Raw genomic sequence first — 20,063 nt, forward strand, 5'->3', positions numbered from 1 at the left:
ATGACGAAGGCGGGCGCGCTTGGGGACGCATCGCATCGCTCATCGAGACCGCAAAGATCAACGGCGTCGAGCCCTTCAACTATCTCAAGGCCACCCTCGAGGCCATCGCCGCCGGCCATCCGCAGGGCCGCATCGATGAACTTCTCCCGTGGAACTTCAAGCCATCAAGCTGAACCTGAGGTGGGATGCAGCCGCCGCTTACGCCCGAATAGAGAACTGCCCGCGATGCTCGGCCACGAACGCGTATCTCACTTGGCATCCCTGGCGAAATACGCGGTCGCCTTTTTTAGAATGTCCCGCTCCTCCGTCACTCTCAGGAGCTCACGCTTGAGCCGTCGGATCTCGGCTTCCTTCTCAGCGTCGCCGGATGACGCCTTCGCGAACGTCTTCTTCCAGGAGTAGAGAGAGTATTGGCTCACGCCCAAGCGCTCGGCCACCTCCCTGACCGGGTAGCCCCTCTCCGTGATCTACGCGACGGCATCTCTTTTGAAATCGTCGCTGAACGCGGGTCGCTGCTCATCATGGCCTCCTTGCCTTAAAATTAGCAAAGAAGGCGTCCACGATACACGGGGCTATTCAGAACCGATTCTGAAGGGTGGCAAAGAGGCCGCCCCGCGTGTCCAGCGGCACTCAATTTTGGCCTCGAATTGGCGCCCAAAATTGCTCACGCCGGCACAACGGAGGCTGTCCCGTTGCGGTGTAGCCATCATACAGCGCAGCCGTATTGGTCCAGCGAGACTCTGGTCTCACGCGGGTCCTGAACGAAGGCATGCGCACGGTAGAGGCGCGTCTGGTCGCAAATTATCCGCCGAGCAACATTTCTGGGAAAGGAAAGAAAGTGAGGAAGGAAAATAACAACAACGACCCGGAGATCCATACGGAGAAGCTCGTGAACCTAAGCGACAAGGAGTTGGAGCTTCTCATCTCTCGTGCTGACCCTGACAGTGCCGAGAACGCATTCGCGCGTCTCGAGTTGCAACGCAGAACATTAGAGACACTTGAAAGGCGTGCGAACATAGCGGTTGTGGTCGCGGCCTCAATTTTCGTCATTGCGATATACGTTTACGTCGCACTTTAGGGTGCCGTGCCATTCGTTGAACTTTGTCTCAATCGACTTGGTCGCGTCCTGAAGGTGAAAGGGAGGATAGGGCAAGGCAGCTCTGTGTCTGAAGTGTCGCCGTGCCGGTTTGCTGGCGGCGGTGAGGCCTCCGGCGGACGCAGGCGGACCTACCGTGTCACAGGGCCATGAGGCTTCAAAATGCCGGGCCCTTTTGTGAAGCTGTTGGGCGAGCATGACGAGGCGACGAAGAGTTGGCGAGAAGAATTCTGCGGTGGAAGACTGCAGAAAAGCGGAGCACTCGAGATGGCTTTGCTTCCTTTCGAGGCGCAGGATGACCCACCTCGCTTAACGCTGAGGCGTCAGCTCTTGTGTTGCTCGACGAACCGCCCGAGTTTGAAAGGGTTGGAGATCGCCAGAAAGCAGTGGCTCAATGCCCTGTTCCTGATGCGCAAAGACCACGGCAACGCGAAGAGACGTGGAACAGGCCACCTCTTTCCCGAGAGCGTCGTGGCGGAGATCTAGGCCAAGTCACTTAGGCGTCGGCACACCTATTCTCACTTGATCTCAGCGCCCGCAGCACCGGCTGGATCGATCTGGCCGGCGGCGTTGAAGAACAGTTCGATCAGCTCGTTTCTTTCGTCCTTCAGGGCGAACACGACCTCGTCCACCGTCGATCGGATGTCCTGGATCCGCAGCCGCCGCACGGTATCGTTTCGGTAAGTGCCGAAGCGCCACATGAAGCCGACACCGATGCCGAGGGCCACCGCCTCATAGACGGCGTCGCGGGTGTCTGCGATCAGCTGCGGCTCGGGGGACAGGCCGGCGGCGCGGAAGGCGCGGTCGACGACTTTTTGCGTCGAGGATCCCTGCGAGCGGAAGATCAGCGGCAGCCGCGCCAGGTCTTCGAGGCTGACCTCGTCGCGCAATCCCGTCGGGCTGTCCGCGGCGACGATGCCCACCACCTCTTGCGAGAGCACGCGCGCGGTGCGGAACCGGCGATCGTTCGGCAGATCGGGCAACACTGCGACATCCACCTCGCGCCGCAGCAAGGCCGCGAGGATGTCCTGATGCGAGCCGCTTTCCACCGAGACGGTCAGGGAAGGGTGCTGGCGCAGAAGCTGGTGGACGATCGCGATGCCCGGCATGGAATTGCCCAGCCCGACGCGCAGCCTGCGTCTGCCAGTCGGGCCCCGGCGTTCGAGGATGCGCAGCGCGTCATGTTCGGCCTCGCGCATCCGGGCGCCGATGTCGCAAAGCTGCTCGCATAGCGGCGTCGCGCAGAGGGTTCCGTTGAGCTTGTCGAACAGTCGCACGCCGAAGGCGGTCTCGAGGTCGCGAATCTGCTGCGCGACTGCGGAATGCGACACGCCCAGCCGGCGTGCGGCCGCCGAAAAAGACCCCTCCTCGGCGACCGCAGTCACCGAGCGCAGGCGGGAAAGCGACAGGGCGCTCGCCATGGATCCAACCGAAGCTTTCATCATCCGACGGCTTAGCTTGCAGATGTAACATCCACGTCACAGAAACTCGTCAAACCGTGAGCAATCCGGGGCGACGCCCCATCACCGCATGAACTGACGCGCATTGCGCGAACGGGGCCGAGGCCCCGAACGGAGAGGATTTGCCCATGACCCAGCCTGTCGGATTGTCCGAGTTCCTGTCAGGGCCGCTCCTCGAACGCGCCGCGATCCTGGCCGATCTCGATGGCTGCCTGATTGCTGGAGACCGCGTGCTGCCCGGCGTGCCCGAGCTGATCGCGCGCTGCGGTGAGCGGCTTTGGGTCGTCTCGAACAATTCCACAGACACGGCGGAGCACCTGTCGGCCCGGCTCGGCCTGATGGGGCTCGCGGTGGCCGCCGAACGCATGGTGCTGGCAGGGGAGGAAACGCTTCGCAATCTGCAGCGCCGTCACCCCGGTGCCCGCGTCGCGCTCTTCGCCGCGCCGCCGCTTGTGGCCCTGGCGCGCCAGCTGGGGCTGGTGCCCGACCGCGTGCAGCCCGAGCTGGTGCTGCTGGCGCGCGACACCGGTTTCAGCTTCGCCGACCTAACGGAACTCACCGCGATGGCCGCGCGAGGCCTGCCGGTGCTGCTGAGCAATCCCGACACGTTCCATCCCGGCCCGGACGGCACGCCCCGTCCCGAAACCGGTGCGCTTTGGGCCGCGGCGCGCGCCGCAGTGCCCGCCGCCACCGCATCGAGCCTCGCCAAGCCTGCGCCCGATCTGGTCCATGCGGCGCTGTCGCGCGCCGGCGTTGCACCTAGTGGTGCGGTCTTTCTCGGCGACACGCCCGAAACGGACGGGCGCGCGGCGGCGGCCGCAGGGGTCGAGTTCGTCCTGCTCGCCCGGCCGGGTGGCGTGACCCTCGCCCAGGAGATCGTGACATGCTGAGCTACACCCTGCGCACCCTCGTCCGAATGGCGCTGACCTTCTTCGTCATCGTCACCCTGGTGTTCTTCGCCACGCGTCTGTCCGGCAACGCGATCGATTTCCTCGCGGGCGAGGGCATGACCCAAGAAGACCGCGAGATCCTGATCCGCTATTACGAGCTTGATCAGTCGCTCTGGGACCAATACTTCGCCTTCCTGCGTGCCTTCCTTGATGGGAATTTCGGCCTCTCCTTCATCGAGCGCCGACCCGTGATCGAGATCGTGGCGGAGCGCTTGTGGCCTTCGGCGCAGCTCCTCCTGTCGGCGGTCGGGCTCACGCTCGTGGTGTCGCTGCCACTGGGTGTGATCGCCGCGATCTGGCGCAAGCACTGGCTCGGCAGCGCGGCGATGGTCGTGGCCTTCCTCGGCTACGCGGTGCCCAACTTCATCCTCGCCGTGGTGATGGTGTTGGTCTTTGCCTACTGGCTCAACTGGTTGCCGGTGGTGGGCAACGGAACGCCTTTGCATTTCATCATGCCGACGCTGGCGATGTCGGGCGTGCTGATCGCCGCGCTCACGCGCTTCACCCGCAACGCCATGCTCGACGTGCTGGGGCAGGACTTCATGCGCACCGCCCGCGCCAAGGGGCTGCCAGAGCGGGCAGTGATCCTGCGCCACGGGTTGCGCAACGCCTCGATCACGCTGCTGTCGGTGATCGGTCTTCAGATCGCGGGACTCGCTGCCTCCGGCTCGGTGGTGGTGGAATCGATCTTCGCCTGGCCTGGCATCGGCGACCTGCTCGTCTCCTCGGCGATACGGCGCGACTACCCGGTGCTCCAGTTCGGGGTCATCACCGTCGCCATCGCCGTCATCCTCATCAACGCCGCCATCGACCTTGCCTACGCCTGGGCCGATCCGCGCCTGCGCCATCAACTCAAAGGGTGATCCGATGACCATGGCCCTCAATCTGCCCGCGCCTTCGGCCCTGCGCCGCCTCTGGACCGGCACGAACATGATCCAGAAGATCGCCTTCGCGGTTGGGTTCGCGCTGCTGTTCATCGCCATTCTCGGCCCGTCGATCGCGCCGCATGATCCCAATGCGCAAAGCCTGCTCTCGCGGCTGCGTCCGCCGATCGGCTTCGAGCGCGCGAAGATCGCCTATCCGCTGGGCACGGACGAGCTGGGCCGGGATGTCTTGTCGCGCAGCCTGCACGGATTGCGCCTGACCCTGATGCTGGCATTCCTCGGAGCGCTGTTGGGCCTTCTCGTCGGCGGGCTGCTCGGGCTGCTGGCTGGCGTGGTTGGCGGACGCACCGATGCTGGAATCATGTCGGCGGTCGATACCCAGATCGCGGTGCCCTTCACGCTGATCGCGCTGTTCACGCTGGCGATCTTCGGCAGTTCGCTTCAGGTGATGGTCATCGTCCTCGGTCTCGCCGGCTGGGAGCAATATGCCCGGATCGTGCGCGGCGACGTGCGGCGCCTGATGCATCTGCCCTTCATCGAGGCCGCCCGCGCCGCCGGCGCCAGTCCGCGACGCATCGCCTTCACCCACCTGCTGCCCAATATCGTCTCGCCGCTGGTGGTCCAGTTCACGCTGTCGCTGTCGAATATCGTGCTGCTGGAAAGCACGCTGTCCTTCCTCGGCCTCGGCGTGCAGCCGCCCACCGCGACGCTTGGCTCGATGGTCGGCATCGGTCGCGACTACATGCCGACCGCCCCTTGGATCGTCATCGTCCCCGCCGCGCTGATCGTGTTGCTGACCTTCGCCGTCCAGGTGGTCGGCGACTGGTTACGCGACAGCGTCGACGTGCGCCTGCGCGCACGCTGACACCCCGCAACAAGAACAGAAGGCCGCAAGCGCCCGTCGTCAAACCCTGCAATGGAGAGACCCATGCTCAGACTGCTCGTTTCCACCGCTCTTGCCGCCGGCATCGCTGCCGCTGGCGTCACGGGGGCTCAGGCCCGCGAACTGAAAGTCGGCGCTGCCAATGTCGCCAAATATCTCGACCCCGGCCGCGACCACTCGAATGTCGGCTCGCAGTTCTACTACAACACCTTCGACACGCTGATCGACAAGGATCACGAGAAGATCGGCGGCGAATGGCGCCCCGGTCTGGCGACCGAATGGAACCTCGTTTCGCCCAAGGTCATGGAGTTCAAGCTCCGTCAGGGCGTGACCTTCCAGAACGGCGAAGCGATGACCGCCGATGACGTGGTCTTCTCGCTCAACCGCATGTATCAGGCCATGTTCCCGCCCTATATGGTGCGCTCGAAGGACCGTCTGAACAACTTCGAGAAAGCCGAGAAGGTCGACGATTACACCGTCCGCATCACGGTGAAGCGCGAAGAGCCGCTTTGGGAAACGCTCGTGAACCTGCAGCAGGTCATGATCATCCCCGAAGACTACACCAAGGGCCTGACCGGCGATCCGAACGTCGCCGAGGACAGCGATTACGAAGCCTTCTCGATGGCTCCGGTCGGCACCGGTCCCTATGCGATCAGCGAGTTCAGCCCCGGCGAGCGTGTGGTCTATACCCGCTTCGACAATTTCTGGGGCGACAAGGCGCCGCTGGAAAAGGTCTCCGTGATCCATATCCCGGAAACCGCATCGCGGATCACCGCGCTGAAGACCGGCGAAGTCGACATGATCACCAATGTCGCACCCGACCAGCTGTCGCTGATCGAAGCCGATCCGAGCATCAAGGCCGCGGGCAGCGTCACGCCGCTGTTCCACGTCATGATCATGAACACCAACCATCCCAAGCTGCGTGACCCGCGCATCCGTCAGGCGCTCAGCCTCGCCATCGACCGCGAGGCGCTGAACGAGGCGCTCTGGCTGGGCAAGGCCGTCGTTCCCTCGACCCACACGATGAAGGAATACGGCGATCTCTATATGCCGGAGCTGAAGACCTTCGAATACAACCCCGAGAAGGCCCGCGAACTTCTGAAGGAAGCTGGCTATGACGGGTTCGAGATCACCTATGACACCGACCCGGTCTATTACACCAACGGTCTTCTGGCCGCGCAGGCCATCGTCGAGATGTGGGCGCAGGTCGGCATCAAGGGCAAGGTGAATGTCGCGGAGAAATGGACCGGCAACAGCAAGGACATGATGACCCGCAACTGGTCGAACCCGATGTATTTCGCGGACCCCTTCGGCTCGTTCGGCGTGATGTGGGCTCCGGATGCGGCCTCCGAATCGGAAGGCCGTTTCACCACCGACGAAGCCTATCGCAAGACCTGGGACAAGTTCCGCTTCTCCAAGGATGTCGCGGATCGTCGCGCCGCTTATGCCGAGCTGATGGATCGCATCAAGCAGGACCCGCCGGTGCTGCCGCTCTATCGTCCCTATGAGAGCTGGGCGATGCGCAAGGATATCGCCTGGGCGCCGAAGCCCGGCCATATCCCCTATGTGCTCGACTTCCGCGCCGGGGCGATCTCCTTCGCCTCCAACTAACGCTTCCCGCCCGTCGCCGCTTGCGCGCGGCGGCGGGCACCTTCCCCACTCTTTGGAAAGTTTCAGCATGTCCACCCGTATCGCCATCGTCACCGACATCCACCATGGCAAACCCTCGACCGCGAAGCGCGGCGACATGGCGCTGCCCCTGATGGAAGACTTCGCCCGTTACGTTCGCGACGCCGGCGCCGATCTTGTGCTCGATCTCGGGGACCGGATCTCGGATGAGAACCGCGACACCGACCTGCGGCTTGAGGCCGAGGTGGCCGAGGGCTTCCGCGCCGTCGAAGCCCCGATCCTGCATCTCAATGGCAACCATGATCGCGATCACCTGGAGGTCTCGGATAACGAAGGGATCCTCGGGCAGACGCTCGATCACGGGGTGGTCGATATCGGAGGCTGGCGCATCGTCCTGTGGCGCGCCGATACGCGTATCCGCCGGATGCCCGACTATTCCGGCTTCGTGCTGACCGAGCCCGACGTGATCTGGCTCTCGCGCACCATGCAGGCGAGTGATCGTCCGACGCTCGTGGTGAGCCACGTGCCGATCTCGGGCCATTCGCAGCTGGGCAACTACTATTTCGAGAACAACCCCGCCAGCTCGACCTATCCGATGGCCGAGCGCGCCCGTGCCGCGCTTTCGCGTGCGAAGGTGCCGGTCGTCTGTCTTGCCGGTCACGTGCATTGGAACACCCTCACCACGGTCGACGGCATCACCCATCTGACCCAGCAATCGCTGACCGAGAGCTTCACCACCGAGGGCGAACCCGCTGGGGCGATGGGGATGATCGAACTGGGCGACAGCTTCCGCTGGGAGGTCGTGGGCGACGATCCGTTCTCCTTCGAGACCACCCCCCGCCATCGCCGCTGGACGCCCCCGCTGCCGTCCTTCGCCGACCACCCCGAGGCACGCGTCCGCCGCGCTGCCGCAGCCGCGAGTTGATCCATGAGCCGCGCACCGCTTCTGTCAGTCCAGAACCTGAGCCTCGCTTTCGGCTCCCACACCGCGCTGTCGGGGCTCAGCTTCGACATCGCACGCGGCGAGACCGTCGCGCTGGTGGGGGAGTCCGGCTCGGGCAAATCCGCCACCGCGCTGGCGCTGATGCGCCTGATCGAACGCGAGGGTGGGCGCCTGACCGGCGGGCGCATCGATCTCAACGGCGACACGCCGGTCGAGATCACGGCGCTCGAGGAACGCGAGATGCAGCAGGTGCGCGGCAACCGGATCTCGATGATCTTTCAGGAGCCGATGACCGCGCTCAACCCGGTGATGCACCTTGGCGAACAGGTGGCAGAAGTCTTGCGCCTGCATCAGGGGTTGGACCGCAAGGCGGCGCTGGCAGCGGCCCGCGCCGCCTTCGAACGGGTCAAAATCCCCGAACCCGAGCGGCGATTGGTGCAATATCCGCACGAGCTGTCAGGCGGTCTGCGGCAGCGCGTCATGATCGCGATGGCGCTGGCTTGCCAGCCCGATCTGCTGATCGCCGATGAGCCGACGACCGCGCTCGATGTGACGACGCAAGCGGAGATCCTGTCGCTGATCAAAGAGCTGCAGGAAGAGAGCGGTATGGCCGTGCTGTTCATCACCCACGACATGGGGGTGGTGGCCGAGATCGCCGACCGCGTCGTGGTGCTGTGTCGCGGCGAGCAGGTGGAAACCGGTCCGGTCGGGCAGATCTTCGCCGCTCCGCAGGCCGAATACACCCGAAACCTGATGGCGGCGACGCCGATGCTGGGCGCGGGGGCGCCGAAACGGCCGCTCAGCGCCGATGCGCCGCTCCTCGAAGTCGATCGGCTGTCTGTCCGTTTCCCGGTGCGCCGTGCTGCTCCGGGACGGCCCGCGCTCGATTATCACGCGGTCAATGAGGTTTCGCTGACCCTCGGGCGCGGAGAAACGCTGGGGCTGGTGGGGGAATCCGGCTGCGGCAAGTCCACCCTGGCGCGGACCTTGCTCGGGCTCGAGGCAGCGTCTGGCGGGCGGGTCCGGCTGAGCGGGCAGACCCTGACCGGCCTGACGGCGCAGGAACTGCGCCCGCTGCGCGGAAAGATGCAGATGGTCTTCCAGGATCCCTATGCCAGCCTCAACCCGCGGCTTCCGGTCTACGATCTGATCACCGAGCCTGCCCATATCCGTAACCCGATGACGCGCGCCGAGCGGCGTGCGATGGCGGGCGCGCTTCTGGAGCGGGTCGGGCTGGAAGCCGCCGCGATGGATCGCTACCCGCACCAGTTCTCCGGCGGGCAGCGCCAGCGGCTCTGCATCTGCCGCGCGCTCTCGGTCAAACCGGCGATCATCGTCGCGGATGAGGCAGTTTCGGCGCTCGACGTATCGGTCGCGCGCCAGATCACCGATCTGATCGCCAAGCTGCAGAAGGAAGAGGGTGTCTCTTTCCTCTTCATCTCCCATGACATTGCAGTCGTCGAACGCGTCAGCCACCGCATCGCCGTGATGTGGGCGGGGCAGGTCGTCGAAACCGGGCCGACCGACTCCGTGCTGAAGAACCCGTTGCATCCCTATACCCGACGACTGCTGTCGGCGGTGCCGCATCCGGACCCGCAGCGCAGACCGCTTCCGCGCGGGCGCGCAGCCGACCTGAAAACGCCGAAGCTTTTGCTTCCGCGTGATATCGATCCCGAGCGTATCGCGCTCCGCGAAGTGGGTGAGGGACATTTCGTCGCCATCCGCGACACGGTCGAGCTGATGGCCTACCAGTCGATGACGCGCGCCGCGTCAGAGGCCCCGCATGAAGCTATGCGCGAAGGCGTCGGGAGTATGGTGATCTAGCAGCGGCGCCACTTGTCGTGGGCGCTGGGCGCAAGGTTACCCAGATCGACGCTGCTGGAACTGTTCTGCCACGGAACTTTCGTCCAGCGCCTTCAGGAACAGCGAGAAGAGTGATCCGCACCCCAGAGCTCTACCGCCCTTAGGCAGAGTTTCCCGGCTTTGCTCAGGGTGACGGGCTGGTGACGCCCCCCGATTTCGTCAGCGTGATCGGGGCCTTGTTCCCGATCGCGCCGGGGCACCGTTGCCGCCAGCGAGAAGGATCCTGGCGTCTTGAAAGCGATGCGCCAAGGCGCGCCCGGCGGTGTCGCGCTCAGCGGCGGCGTTGAGCTGAACCTAGTGGTGGCGGGCCGTGCAAGCACCGGCCTCCGCGCTGCCTAGGATTATAATGCCTTCGACATGGGATAGGGGCGGCCGAGAAAGCAACGTAGAAAACCCCCGCTGCAAGCGGTTCAATTCCCGGAGAGATCAGTGCGAAATTTTCCTCTCCGGAAAAGTTATCCCTAGTAGGTCAGCCACTCCAAACTCTCTCCGATGCGGAGCCTGGAATTTTCTGACCGGAATTTTCAGGTCGGCGAGGGACACTGGGTCCCATGAAAGATCTTGCAAACTCTCCCGCCGATCTGGCGCGCTCCAATCCTCGGGCCGCGTCGACCCGTCTGCAAACCTGCACTCTCTCGAAAGCGCGGAGCCAACGCGCACGTGGCTATCGGCTGAGTCATATCCCGGCCTATGTCGATCAGGAGAAGCTGGGCGATAGAGGACTACCTCCTCCCATCCGGCCCACTCAAAGCTCGCCATCGTGCATTCTCGGAAGGCGCGAATCTCGCAGAGGAGCAGGACCTGATCGATCGCATTTCCCATTCGATACGGCATCTCGCCCTGCGGGAATGAGCGACAAGCCGGGCGATAAAGCCCTCTTGCCGGTCGATATCCCAAAGAGGCTGCCGTCTGGCCCTACAGCGCAAAGAGCCATCTATCCCGCGGTTAACATAGCGCGATCTCGACCGGGGCGGAGCGCGCCTCGATCTCTGTCGCGGCGTCGAAGAGCACGTCTTCGCGGAACCGCCCTGCCACCATCTGGATACCGAGCGGCGCGCCTTCGGGCGTGGCCCCAGTTGCCAGCGAAAACGCCGGCAGCCCGGTTATTGGCAGGCCCACCATCGCGTTCTGTGCGTCCCAGACGCGGCGAAAATCGGCGTCGCTTCCCAGGTCGAGATTATCGGAGAAGGGTAGTTCAGAACTCGGCGGCAGCAGCACCAGCGGGTAGCGCTCGAGGAAGAGCGCCCATTCCCGCGCGATTTCGGCCCGGCGGATCAGCGCGCGCGGGATCGCGTCGGGGGCGAGGGAGCCGATGAACTCGGCCTGGCCTTCCAGAACGCGAAGCGCACCCGGATCACCCTCGGCTTGCGCCGCCGCAAGCTTGCCGGGATAGTCATGGCCCAGCCAAAGCGTGACCTGCATCCGCGCGGCCTCGGCGATCGGCGGTAGCGCGTCGAGCTCGTCCACGATCCAGCCAGCGGCGCGAAGCTTCACGGCGGATTGCAAGAGGCTCTGTTCCAGCGCGGGATCGGTCCGCGCGCCATCGGGCCGCAGGCATAGCGCCGCGCGCCGATCCACCGCAGGTCCGTGCAGCGGCGCGGGCACCGACCAGATGTCGCGCGGATCGGGCTTGGCCATCGCGGTGAAAGCGAGCCGCAGATCCCCGACCGAGCGCGCGAGCGGCCCGGAGGTCGCCATCAGCTGCCCGCCTATATCGCGCTCCGCCCCGCTGGAATTATGCGCCGCGATACGCCCGAAGCTGGGACGCAGCCCATGCACGCCGCAGGCATAGGCCGGGTAGCGGACCGAGCCCGCGATATCCGTGCCATGCGCAATCGCCCCGATCCCGGCCGCAACCGCAGCGCCAGCACCGCCCGACGATCCGCCCGGCGTCAGGTCCTTGCGCCGCGGATTGTAGGTGTGGCCATGCAGCAGGTTGTTGGTGAACCAGCGGTAGCTGAAGGCGGGCGTATTGGAGCGCCCGAGGCTGACTGCCCCGGCGCCCAGCAAGTTCGCGACCACCGGGTTGTCGGTCTTCGCGATCAGGTCCTTCTGCGAGGTCAGCCCGTTCGTCGTCGCATAGCCGCGCTGGTCCACGATCACTTTGATCGTCACCGGCACCCCGGCCAGCGGCCCCGGGTCTTCGCCGCGCGCGATGCGGGCATCGACCGCCTCCGCCGCGGCCAGCGTCTCCTCGGGCCGGCACTCGACAACCGCGTTGATCGCAGGGTTCACCGCCTCGAGCCGCGAAAGCCCCGCCTGCGCCACCTCGCGCGCGCTCACCTGACGCGACCGCACGAGCGCCGCGATTTGCGTGGCGCCCAGGGACCAGAGAGCGGGTTCGGCGGTGTCGTTCATTTCGGAAACTCCAGTCTTGAAAAATAGGGCATCGGGGCTGTGGCAAAGCGGCAAGCCCTGCGGGGATGCAAACTGCGGGGTTCGGTCAACGCGACAGCATGCGATCCATGTGGAAGGAGGCGTCGAGCTTGCCCATGAAGGAGGCGGCGCACGCCATATGCTCGCCCATCAGTCGCGCCGCCGCATCGGCATCGCGCGCCCGGAACGCCGCGAGAAGTTGCCGATGCGCATCGACATTGTGCTCGCCGAAATCCTCGTGCTCGGGCATCGCCTCGGAGCGGTAACTGACCAGATCGCGCAGCATCGAATTGAGGAAGCGGCACATGAAGATCAGCATCACGTTGTCCGAGGCCTCGCACAGAATGTCGTGAAATTCGGTCTCGAGCGCGCGCACCCGCTCGCGGTCCTGCGCGGCGTTGGCCGCATCGCAATCCGCGATGTTCTGCTCCAGTCGCGCCAGATGCTCCTTGGTCAGTCGCGGAGTCACGTTGCGCGCCAGAACCACCTCCAGCGTCTCGCGCAGTTCGTAGACCTGCGCGAAATCGAGCTTCTGGAAATGCAGATAGCGGCGCAGTTGCTGGGTCACGATGTCGATCGAAGCCGCCTGCACCTCGGGTCCGCCATTGGGGCCCGAGACCATGCGCAACAGCCCTTCCACCTCCAGCGCTTTGAGCGCCTCGCGGATCGTCCCTTTCGAGCAGCCGTAATATTCCATCAGGCTGCGTTCGTTCGGCAGCCGATCTCCCGGATGCAGTCCCTCGCGCGAGATGCGTCGGCGGATATCCTCGGTGATCTGGTCCGACAGCTTGATCCGCGACAATCGACCGCCGCTGGCTCGGGTTTCGTTCTTGCTCATCCGCTCCCTGACCAACGCTCTGCGCCGCGCGCAAGCGCCTGCTGCGTTGTTCCCTTATGTCCGTGACCCGTTTCAGGCCTTCACTCCAAGATAGCGATCTATCGTCTCGGAATCACTGGCGAACTCTGTCGCACTGGCCTCGTGGACGATCCGACCCATCTCGAGGATGTAGTGACGGTCGGCCAGAGCGCGGCACACGGCGAGGTTCTGCTCGACGAGAAGGATCGGCACGCCCGCGTCGCGGATTAGCCCGATCTGCGAGACGATCTCCTCGACAATGATCGGCGCGAGACCCTCGACCGGCTCGTCGAGCATCAGCACTTTCGGTCCACCCAGCAAGGCGCGCGCTATGGACAGCATCTGCTGCTCGCCGCCCGAAAGCTGTCCGCCACCGTTGCGCCGGCGTTCTTCGAGCCGCGGGAAGATCTTGTAGATATCCGCAATGGCCCAAGGCGAGCCGCGATTGACCGCTATGCGCAGGTTTTCCTCGACGCTCAGCAACTGGAAGATACCGCGATCCTCGGGCACGAGCGACACGCCGGCTTTGGCGATCCGATGGGCGGGCTGGCCGGTGACGTCGCGCCCGGCCAGCTCCACCCGGCCCGAGCGTGGCGTGACCGCACCGACAGCGGTTTTCAATGTCGTGCTTTTGCCTGCGCCGTTGCGGCCCAGAAGCGTGACGATTTCGCCCTCTCCAAGTTCCAGCGAAACGCCCTGCAGGATGTGGCTCTTTCCGTAGTAGCTGTGCAGATCCGTCAGTCGAAGCGCCGCCGTCATGCGATGTCTCCCGTGATCATGTTGCCCAAATAGGCCGCCTTGACCTCTGCATTGTCGCGCACCTCGGCGGGCGGGCCTTCGACCAGCTTGCGGCCCAGACGCATCACCGTGATCGTGTCCGAGATGTTCATCACGATGCCCATGTTATGCTCGATGAACAGAACGGTGTGATCGCGGCCCAGATCTCGGATCAGCGTTTTCATCCCTTCGATATCGTCGATCCCCATGCCGGAGGTCGGCTCGTCGAGCAGGATCACGCGCGGGCGCGCCGCGATCGCCATGCCGACCTCGAGGCGGCGCTGCTGGCCGTGTGACAGCTCCCCCGCCGCGCGGGTCGCGACATGGCTCAGAGAGAGCCGCTCGATCACCGCGTCGGCGGTCTCGAGCACGCTCTTGCTGGCCTCCGCGCTGCGCCACGGTATCAGTGCCTGCCACGGCGTGCGCCCTTGCGCGGCCAGCCGCAGGTTCTCGTGCAGGCTCAGTTCCGGAAAGAGGCTGGTGACCTGGAACGAGCGCGCGATGCCGAGGCGCACCCGGTCATCGTCGGAAGCGCGCGTCACATCACGGCCCTCCAGCTCGATCCGGCCGCTGCTGGCAGCAACCGTGCCGGTGAGCGCGTGGAACATCGTCGTCTTGCCCGCGCCGTTCGGCCCGATGATCGAATGAACGGAGTTCCGCTTCACGCTCAGATCGACGTCGCTCAGCGCATCGAAGGTGCCGTAGCGGACGCCGAGCCCGTGGGTTTGCAGGGCAATATCAGACATCGCCAGCCTCCTTCCGCGTCACCTTGCGGCGTTCGACCAGCGCGTCCCAGCCGCGCTCGACCAGCCCCCAGAGCCCGCGCTGGAAGAACAGCGCGACTGTGACCAACACAAGCCCCAGCAGCAAAAGCCAGCGCGGCCAGATCACTGAGAGCGTATCGGCCAGCAGCAGGTAGAACCCGGCTCCCATGACCGACCCGAAGAGGCTCGTGGAGCCGCCGATGATCGTCATCACGAGGATCATCTCGCTGGTGTGGTAGTTAATGCTCTCAAGCGGTGCGACGCCGATCAGCAGCGCATGCAATGCGCCGCCTAGGGCCGTGATCGCACCCGAGATCGCGAAGGCCTCAATCTTGAAGAGCCGCACCGGGAAGCCGATCGCAGCGGCGCGACCTTCGTTTTCACGGATCGCGAGCAGCGTGCGCCCGAAAGTGGAGCGCGTGACCATCAGCAGCAGCCCGAAGATCACGAGGAAGAACACCGCGACGAAAGTGTAATAGGCCCAAGGCCCGTCGAGCACCTGTCCCATGATCTGCGGGCGGGGCACGCCGAGGAGGCCGTTATCGCCGCCGGTGATGTCGCTGAACGTGTAGGCGAGAAAATAGAACATCTGCGCGAAGGCCAGCGTTAGCATCACGAAATAGACGCCCTGACGGCGGATCGTGAACCAGCCGACGGCGGTCGCAACCAGCCCGCCCAGCACGACCGCGCCCAGTAGCACGAGCGGGATCGGAACGCCCCAGCGCGTCGTCAGAACCCCCGCGACATAGGTGCCCAACCCGAAGAAGATGCCCTGCCCGAAAGACAGAAGCCCAGTATAGCCCAGAAGAAGGTTACAGGCGGCAACGACCATCGCGTAGATCAGAATCTCTGTCGCGAGGATGCCCGAACTGAGCACGAATGGCAGGATCAGCACGGTCGCCAGCGCGAGGCAGATCTGCACCTTGGCGGTATCAAGGATATGCATCGCTCAGACCCTCCCCAAGAGACCGCGCGGGCGGATCGCGATCACCGCCGCCATCGCGATGTAGATGAAGAGCTGCGCGCCTTGCGGCCAGATCGTGGTCATCAGGCTTTGAATGATGCCGATCATCAGCCCCGCCACCAGCGCGCCAGTATAGCTGCCCATGCCGCCGATCACGACAACGACGAAGGCCACCGACAGCGCCTCGGCCCCCATGAAGGGCTCGACCCCGCGGATCGGCGCGGCAAGCGCGCCAGCTAGCCCGGCCAGCCCGGCGCCGAAGGCGAAAACGGCGGTGTTGATGCGCATCGTGTTGTAGCCGAGGAGCGCCATGTTCGACGCCGACTCAGAGCCCGCGCGCACAATTGCCCCCAGCCGCGTGCCCTCCAGCAGCCACCACAGCCCCGCGGCCATCACCGCCGTCACGATGATCGTGAACAGTCGGTATTGCGGGTAGATGAAGTTGCCCAGCATCACGACGCCGCCCAGCCCGTCAGGCGTGGGGACGGAGCCGCCGATCGGCCCCCAGATGATGATCGCGAGCTCCTGGAAGACCAACGCGATGCCCACCGTCACGAGGATGTGGAACGTGTGCGGCAGCTTGTAGATCCGGTGCAGCAGCAGCGCCTCGATCGCGCCAGCGACGATCGCCACGATCAGTGTCGCCACCGGCAGCGCGATCCAGAAGCTCACGCCCCGCTCGACGAGATCATAGGTCAGATAAGCGCCCAGCAGATAGAAGGCGCCATGGGCGAAATTCACGAATTGCAGCAGGCCGAAAATGATGCTCAGCCCGGCGGCGAGCAGGAAATACAGCATTCCCAGCCCGATGCCGTTGAGGATCTGGAATAGGTAGATCACGGGCACACGCTCCCAGTAAGGCAGTAGAGGGGATCCGCCGGGAGACGGGGGGAGCTCCCGGCGGATCGGCATGGCTACGGTCTGTCGGCTGGTCAGGCCGGCAACTTGCAGCCCGCAGCTTCCGGATCGAGGAAGGACTGGCCGGAATTGATGATCTCGGCGTAATCGTCCTTGTCCTGCATATCCGCCTTCGCCTTGCCCTTCAGGAGGTAGTAGTTCTTGATCACCTGATGATCGGCGGCGCGGATTTCTTCCGGTCCGGTGAGACCGTCGTATTTCCGACCTTCGAGCGCCTTGGCTACCTCTGCGCCCTCGGTGCTGCCAGCCTCTGCGGCAGCTTCGAGCAGAAGTTTCGAGATGATGTAGGAGCCCGCCAGCGAATAGTTCGGGTTGTAGCCGTATTTCTCCTGCACCGCTTTCACGAGCGCCTTGTTCGCGGGTGCATCGGCCTGATGCCAGTATTGCGCGCCGAAATAGACGCCCTCGCAGGTATCCGCGCCCAGCTCCTCGAACTGCTCGAGACCCGACGCCCAGGCGATGACGATGGTCATCCGCTGCTTCATCCCGAAGGAGATTGCCTGGCGCAACGTGGCCGAGGATTGCGAGCCGAAGTTCAGCAGCAACAAAACGTCGGGCTGCGCGGCCATCGCGTTGGTCAGGTAGCCCGAGAATTCCCGTTCGCTCAGCGAATGGTAGCTGTTACCGACATGCTCAATGCCCTTTTCCTCGAATACGTCCTTGGCGGCGCTCAGAAGCCCTTCGCCGAAGACATATTGCGGGGTGATCGTATACCATTTCTTTGCATCGGGCAGCATGTCGATCAGCGGGCGCACGGTCTCGTTGATCGCGCCGTAGGTAGGCACCGACCAGCGGAAGGTCGCGCTGTTGCAGTCCTTGCCGGTGATCTCGTCAGCACCCGCGGTGGTCATGAAGACACCACCCGCGCGCTCGGCTTCCTTGCCCATCGCCAGCGAGACCGAGGACAGGATGCCGCCCGCGAACAGCTTCGCGCCGCCATCCTGCGCTGCTGCGTCCTGCACTTTGCGCACGGCGGTCGCGGGCTTGCCCTCGGTGTCGAGATCGAGCGTGTTCACCTCGATACCCTTCTGCGCAGCGACCTCGTCAGCCGCCAGCTTGGCGCCGATTACGGCGTATTTGCCGTTGGCCGCGAATGCGCCCGAGATCGGCACCGGCACGGCGAGCGTGATGGCTTGGCCTTGCGCCAGAACCTGTCCCGACAGCCCGGGCATCGCGAGGGCTCCTGAGGCGAGAGCGGAAGTCGCCAGAAACTTGCGTCTTGTGATCATGGTCTTTCCCTGTCGTGATTTTTTGTATTCCTCATGTTGATCATATCTATACGCATAGATTCAATCACAAACGCGTGATGCTTCCCGGGGCGCGTTAGTCGCAAGTTTTTTCATCAAGGCAGTGAGGGAATGCGGGCGAAAAGACCGAAGCGGAAAGGAGGCCGGTGAATGCCTGCCTGTCTGCGTGTCCGGTAGTCTAAAGGCTGGCGGCGTGACGACCCGTTACGATAGACGCCCGAGGGTATTCGTTTCCGCGAGAGCACGCGCCGAGACAGTCCGGTTCTGGTGATGAGGTCTCGGTCTCGATGAGAGTGGCAGAGGGCGGGACCTTAACCTCGGCGCAAAGGCGATAAAGACGCGCGTGCCCATGCGCCCCCTTACGGCGCAGCCGCCTTGGTCCGCAATCCAACCGCTGGAGAGAGCTATCTATAGTCTGTCATATAGATAGTTTTCCAGGTCGGCTTTGGCCGCTCTTTCCAGCATCGCCGGCCAACCCGTTCATCCGCGCTCGGCTTCGCTGTCCTTGAGGCTGGCGAGGATGACCTCGTAGGCGCTGTCGATATCCTCGCGCAGGGCTGCGATGGCCGCCGCACTGTCGCCGTCCCGGATCGCCTCGAACAGTCTGCGGTGCTGCTTGTTGGAGACGCGGTAGTGGCCATGGCGTTGAAGCAGGTGGAACTGCGGATTTATCCGCAGCCAGATATTGCCGATGATCTCGAGGAGCAGGGGGGACCCTGCTTGCCGATAAATGGTGAAGTGGAAGTCGTAATTCGCATGAATGAATTCGCGCACCTGGCCCGCGGCTTCCGCAGCTTCCATCGCGTAGAGGACTTTTTCCAGCTGTGCGATGAACTCGGGATCGCGACGCTCGACGGCCCAGGCCACCGCGGTGGTCTCGATCTCCGAGCGGACTTTGCGCAGGTCGGCGAGTTCCTCTGCCCCAAGACGCGGCACCCCAATGGATCGTCCCGACACGATGGTCAGGGCTCCGAGGGCCATAAGCCGGGAAATCGCTTCGCGCACCGGCATCGGACTTACGTCGAGCGCCTTGGCAATGCTGGCGACAGTGATCGACTCGCCGGGAGCGATCTCGCCCTGCAGAATCAGATCGCAAAGCCGCTGATGCACTAGCGTCTGCAGGGTTGCGCGCTTCAGCGGCGTGACGCTTTCGAACATGGTCAGACCTTTCATTTCACGGCTTAAACTACGCCGGCTCGAAAAAGAATAAAACACGTTTTGACTTTTGATCAAAGATATCGGATCGTAACTCCCGTGAGGCGACCGGGGAGGGTCGCCGGACATGGGAGGAAGAAATGTTCAAACGCTATATCGCGGGCGCCGCCTGCGCCCTTGGTCTCGTGGCTGGAGCCGCCCAGGCGCAGAGCGACGGGCCTTACAAAGTCTATCTTTCGATGAGCTATATCGGGAACGATTGGCAGGCCGAGGCCTCGAACATGGTCAAGGCGCTCGCCGCGTCAAAGGACTATGCCGACAAGGTGGATCTTGAGGTCCAGGTCGCCGGGCCGAACGCCCAGCGCCAGATTCAGCAGATCAACGCGATGGTGCAGGCCGGGGCTGACGCGATCGTCGTCTACCCGATCTCGCCCACCGCGCTGAACAGCGTCGTCAAGAGCGCCTGCTCGCGTGGTGTGACGGTTATCGCATATGATGCCGAGATCACGGAGCCCTGCGCCTTTAACGTGACGATTGACCAAGAGGAGGCCGGTCGAAAGACGGCGGAATGGCTGGTCGACAAGATGGGCGGCAAGGGCGATGTCGTGATGGTGACGGGTGTGCCCGGCACCTCCGTGGATACCGCCCGGACCAAGGCGGCCAAGGAAGTCTTCGCCCAGCATGACGGCATCAATATCGTCGGCGAGGCCGTGGGCATGTGGAGCCAGGCGGTGGCCCGGACTGAACTCAACAAGCTGATGGCCACCCGCGACTGGTCCGATATCAACGGGCTCTGGATGCAGGTTGGCTGCTACACGGCGGATTCCATGCAGCTCGAAGCGGGACGCGATCCTTCCGAACTGCTGCCTTGTGCAGGTGAGGGATCGAATGGCGGGCGCATCCAGATGCTTCCGGCAGATACCGAGGTCGAAGGGGCGAGCAAGCCCTATGCGCCGATGGGCGCGCCCCGGATTTCCTACGCCTCGCCGCCCTATTCCGGCGCGCTGGCCCTGAAGCTCGCGGTCGACAAGCTCGAAGGGAAGGACATCCCGAAGCATACCACCTTGCCGCTGCCGCTGGTCACCAACGACACCGTGCAGCTTTGCGAGACGGGCAGCTGGGATGAGCAGAAGGCGGGGTGCAACGTGTTCCAGCCCTCGATGGTGTCGAACCCCGGCTGGTTCGCCTCGATCTTCTCGGAGGATCTGCCGCAGCTTGGTCTGAACGCCGCGCTCGTCGGCCAGCCCGAGAACTGAGGTCACACGCCCGGCGACGGAGGCTTTCCGCCGCCGGGCGCA

The 20,063-nt window shown here is 64.2% G+C and carries 18 protein-coding genes and 1 pseudogene; 9 read left to right on the top strand and 10 right to left on the bottom strand.

From position 1 onward, the window contains the following. Positions 1-173: transposase domain-containing protein (locus tag B6V76_RS18885; protein WP_141104951.1), on the top strand; the 173-nt coding region annotated here is incomplete at its 5' end. On the opposite strand, the pseudogene B6V76_RS18890 reads toward B6V76_RS18885, so the two are convergent. Then, positions 168-467, bottom strand: a pseudogene (locus tag B6V76_RS18890) (transposase); the annotation flags it as partial. The gene B6V76_RS18885 and the pseudogene B6V76_RS18890 overlap by 6 nt on opposite strands. Before the next feature lie 791 nt (positions 468-1,258). Between B6V76_RS18890 and B6V76_RS18900 the strand changes: the two are divergent. Next, positions 1,259-1,582, top strand: a complete 324-nt coding sequence (locus B6V76_RS18900; protein ID WP_088728226.1) for a hypothetical protein — start codon at positions 1,259-1,261, stop codon at positions 1,580-1,582. Between the two features lie 32 nt (positions 1,583-1,614). On the opposite strand, the gene B6V76_RS18905 is transcribed toward B6V76_RS18900, so the two are convergent. Further along, positions 1,615-2,517 (bottom strand): LysR family transcriptional regulator, encoded by a 903-nt coding sequence (locus tag B6V76_RS18905; protein ID WP_088728227.1) that lies wholly within the window; start codon positions 2,515-2,517, stop codon positions 1,615-1,617. A 167-nt stretch (positions 2,518-2,684) separates the two neighbouring features. On the opposite strand from B6V76_RS18905, the gene B6V76_RS18910 reads away from it, so the two are divergent. From B6V76_RS18910 to B6V76_RS18935, 6 genes are all read left to right on the top strand, one after another. Continuing rightward, positions 2,685-3,446: an HAD family hydrolase gene (locus B6V76_RS18910; protein WP_088728228.1), complete on the top strand. Its 762-nt coding sequence runs from the start codon at positions 2,685-2,687 to the stop codon at positions 3,444-3,446. Next, positions 3,440-4,369, top strand: a complete 930-nt coding sequence (locus B6V76_RS18915; RefSeq protein ID WP_088728229.1) for an ABC transporter permease — start codon at positions 3,440-3,442, stop codon at positions 4,367-4,369. The genes B6V76_RS18910 and B6V76_RS18915 overlap by 7 nt, the downstream gene beginning before the upstream one ends. A gap of 4 nt (positions 4,370-4,373) precedes the next feature. Beyond that, positions 4,374-5,255 carry an ABC transporter permease gene (locus B6V76_RS18920; RefSeq protein ID WP_240497905.1) on the top strand — a complete coding sequence of 294 codons (882 nt, stop codon included), beginning with the start codon at positions 4,374-4,376 and terminating at the stop codon, positions 5,253-5,255. A gap of 63 nt (positions 5,256-5,318) precedes the next feature. Next, positions 5,319-6,884, top strand: a complete 1,566-nt coding sequence (locus B6V76_RS18925) for an ABC transporter substrate-binding protein (RefSeq protein WP_088728230.1) — start codon at positions 5,319-5,321, stop codon at positions 6,882-6,884. A gap of 67 nt (positions 6,885-6,951) precedes the next feature. Beyond that, positions 6,952-7,827, top strand: a complete 876-nt coding sequence (locus B6V76_RS18930) for a metallophosphoesterase (RefSeq protein WP_088728231.1) — start codon at positions 6,952-6,954, stop codon at positions 7,825-7,827. Between the two features lie 3 nt (positions 7,828-7,830). Next, on the top strand, positions 7,831-9,669 hold the full coding sequence (locus B6V76_RS18935) for an ABC transporter ATP-binding protein (protein ID WP_088728232.1): 1,839 nt from the start codon (positions 7,831-7,833) through the stop codon (positions 9,667-9,669). A gap of 984 nt (positions 9,670-10,653) precedes the next feature. Here the strand turns inward: B6V76_RS18935 and B6V76_RS18940 are convergent. The 8 genes from B6V76_RS18940 to B6V76_RS18975 form a co-directional block, all read right to left on the bottom strand. Beyond that, positions 10,654-12,066 (bottom strand): amidase family protein, encoded by a 1,413-nt coding sequence (locus B6V76_RS18940; RefSeq protein WP_088728233.1) that lies wholly within the window; start codon positions 12,064-12,066, stop codon positions 10,654-10,656. Positions 12,067-12,151: 85 nt separating this feature from the next. Further along, positions 12,152-12,922 (bottom strand): FCD domain-containing protein, encoded by a 771-nt coding sequence (locus B6V76_RS18945; RefSeq protein ID WP_088728234.1) that lies wholly within the window; start codon positions 12,920-12,922, stop codon positions 12,152-12,154. A gap of 72 nt (positions 12,923-12,994) precedes the next feature. Then, on the bottom strand, positions 12,995-13,699 hold the full coding sequence (locus B6V76_RS18950; RefSeq protein ID WP_088728235.1) for an ABC transporter ATP-binding protein: 705 nt from the start codon (positions 13,697-13,699) through the stop codon (positions 12,995-12,997). Next, on the bottom strand, positions 13,696-14,463 hold the full coding sequence (locus tag B6V76_RS18955; protein WP_088728236.1) for an ABC transporter ATP-binding protein: 768 nt from the start codon (positions 14,461-14,463) through the stop codon (positions 13,696-13,698). The genes B6V76_RS18950 and B6V76_RS18955 overlap by 4 nt, the downstream gene beginning before the upstream one ends. Then, positions 14,456-15,427, bottom strand: a complete 972-nt coding sequence (locus tag B6V76_RS18960; protein WP_088728237.1) for a branched-chain amino acid ABC transporter permease — start codon at positions 15,425-15,427, stop codon at positions 14,456-14,458. Before B6V76_RS18960 ends, B6V76_RS18955 begins: the two co-directional genes overlap by 8 nt. Before the next feature lie 3 nt (positions 15,428-15,430). Further along, a complete protein-coding gene (locus B6V76_RS18965) occupies positions 15,431-16,285 on the bottom strand; it encodes a branched-chain amino acid ABC transporter permease (RefSeq protein WP_240497906.1) in 855 nt (284 codons plus the stop codon). A 92-nt stretch (positions 16,286-16,377) separates the two neighbouring features. After that, positions 16,378-17,535, bottom strand: a complete 1,158-nt coding sequence (locus B6V76_RS18970) for an ABC transporter substrate-binding protein (protein WP_240497907.1) — start codon at positions 17,533-17,535, stop codon at positions 16,378-16,380. A gap of 555 nt (positions 17,536-18,090) precedes the next feature. Next, positions 18,091-18,843 (bottom strand): GntR family transcriptional regulator, encoded by a 753-nt coding sequence (locus tag B6V76_RS18975; protein WP_240497908.1) that lies wholly within the window; start codon positions 18,841-18,843, stop codon positions 18,091-18,093. A 62-nt stretch (positions 18,844-18,905) separates the two neighbouring features. On the opposite strand from B6V76_RS18975, the gene B6V76_RS18980 reads away from it, so the two are divergent. Next, positions 18,906-20,021, top strand: coding sequence for a sugar ABC transporter substrate-binding protein (locus tag B6V76_RS18980; protein WP_088728241.1), 1,116 nt, complete (start codon positions 18,906-18,908; stop codon positions 20,019-20,021). Positions 20,022-20,063: the final 42 nt, after the last annotated feature.

The organism is Thioclava sp. IC9, assembly GCF_002213225.1.
Taxonomy (GTDB): Bacteria; Pseudomonadota; Alphaproteobacteria; order Rhodobacterales; family Rhodobacteraceae; genus Thioclava; species Thioclava nitratireducens.

Bases quoted from the DNA above. Each gene is read 5' to 3' on its own strand.
- B6V76_RS18905 (WP_088728227.1), bottom strand. From the start codon at position 2,517: ATGGCGAGCGCCCTGTCGCTTTCCCGCCTGCGCTCGGTGACTGCGGTC.
- B6V76_RS18980 (WP_088728241.1), top strand. From the start codon at position 18,906: ATGTTCAAACGCTATATCGCGGGCGCCGCCTGCGCCCTTGGTCTCGTG.
- B6V76_RS18945 (WP_088728234.1), bottom strand. From the start codon at position 12,922: ATGAGCAAGAACGAAACCCGAGCCAGCGGCGGTCGATTGTCGCGGATC.
- B6V76_RS18955 (WP_088728236.1), bottom strand. From the start codon at position 14,463: ATGTCTGATATTGCCCTGCAAACCCACGGGCTCGGCGTCCGCTACGGC.
- B6V76_RS18920 (WP_240497905.1), top strand. From the start codon at position 4,374: ATGACCATGGCCCTCAATCTGCCCGCGCCTTCGGCCCTGCGCCGCCTC.
- B6V76_RS18940 (WP_088728233.1), bottom strand. From the start codon at position 12,066: ATGAACGACACCGCCGAACCCGCTCTCTGGTCCCTGGGCGCCACGCAA.
- B6V76_RS18970 (WP_240497907.1), bottom strand. From the start codon at position 17,535: ATGCCCGGGCTGTCGGGACAGGTTCTGGCGCAAGGCCAAGCCATCACG.
- B6V76_RS18910 (WP_088728228.1), top strand. From the start codon at position 2,685: ATGACCCAGCCTGTCGGATTGTCCGAGTTCCTGTCAGGGCCGCTCCTC.
- B6V76_RS18900 (WP_088728226.1), top strand. From the start codon at position 1,259: ATGCCGGGCCCTTTTGTGAAGCTGTTGGGCGAGCATGACGAGGCGACG.
- B6V76_RS18915 (WP_088728229.1), top strand. From the start codon at position 3,440: ATGCTGAGCTACACCCTGCGCACCCTCGTCCGAATGGCGCTGACCTTC.
- B6V76_RS18950 (WP_088728235.1), bottom strand. From the start codon at position 13,699: ATGACGGCGGCGCTTCGACTGACGGATCTGCACAGCTACTACGGAAAG.
- B6V76_RS18925 (WP_088728230.1), top strand. From the start codon at position 5,319: ATGCTCAGACTGCTCGTTTCCACCGCTCTTGCCGCCGGCATCGCTGCC.
- B6V76_RS18935 (WP_088728232.1), top strand. From the start codon at position 7,831: ATGAGCCGCGCACCGCTTCTGTCAGTCCAGAACCTGAGCCTCGCTTTC.
- B6V76_RS18930 (WP_088728231.1), top strand. From the start codon at position 6,952: ATGTCCACCCGTATCGCCATCGTCACCGACATCCACCATGGCAAACCC.
- B6V76_RS18960 (WP_088728237.1), bottom strand. From the start codon at position 15,427: ATGCATATCCTTGATACCGCCAAGGTGCAGATCTGCCTCGCGCTGGCG.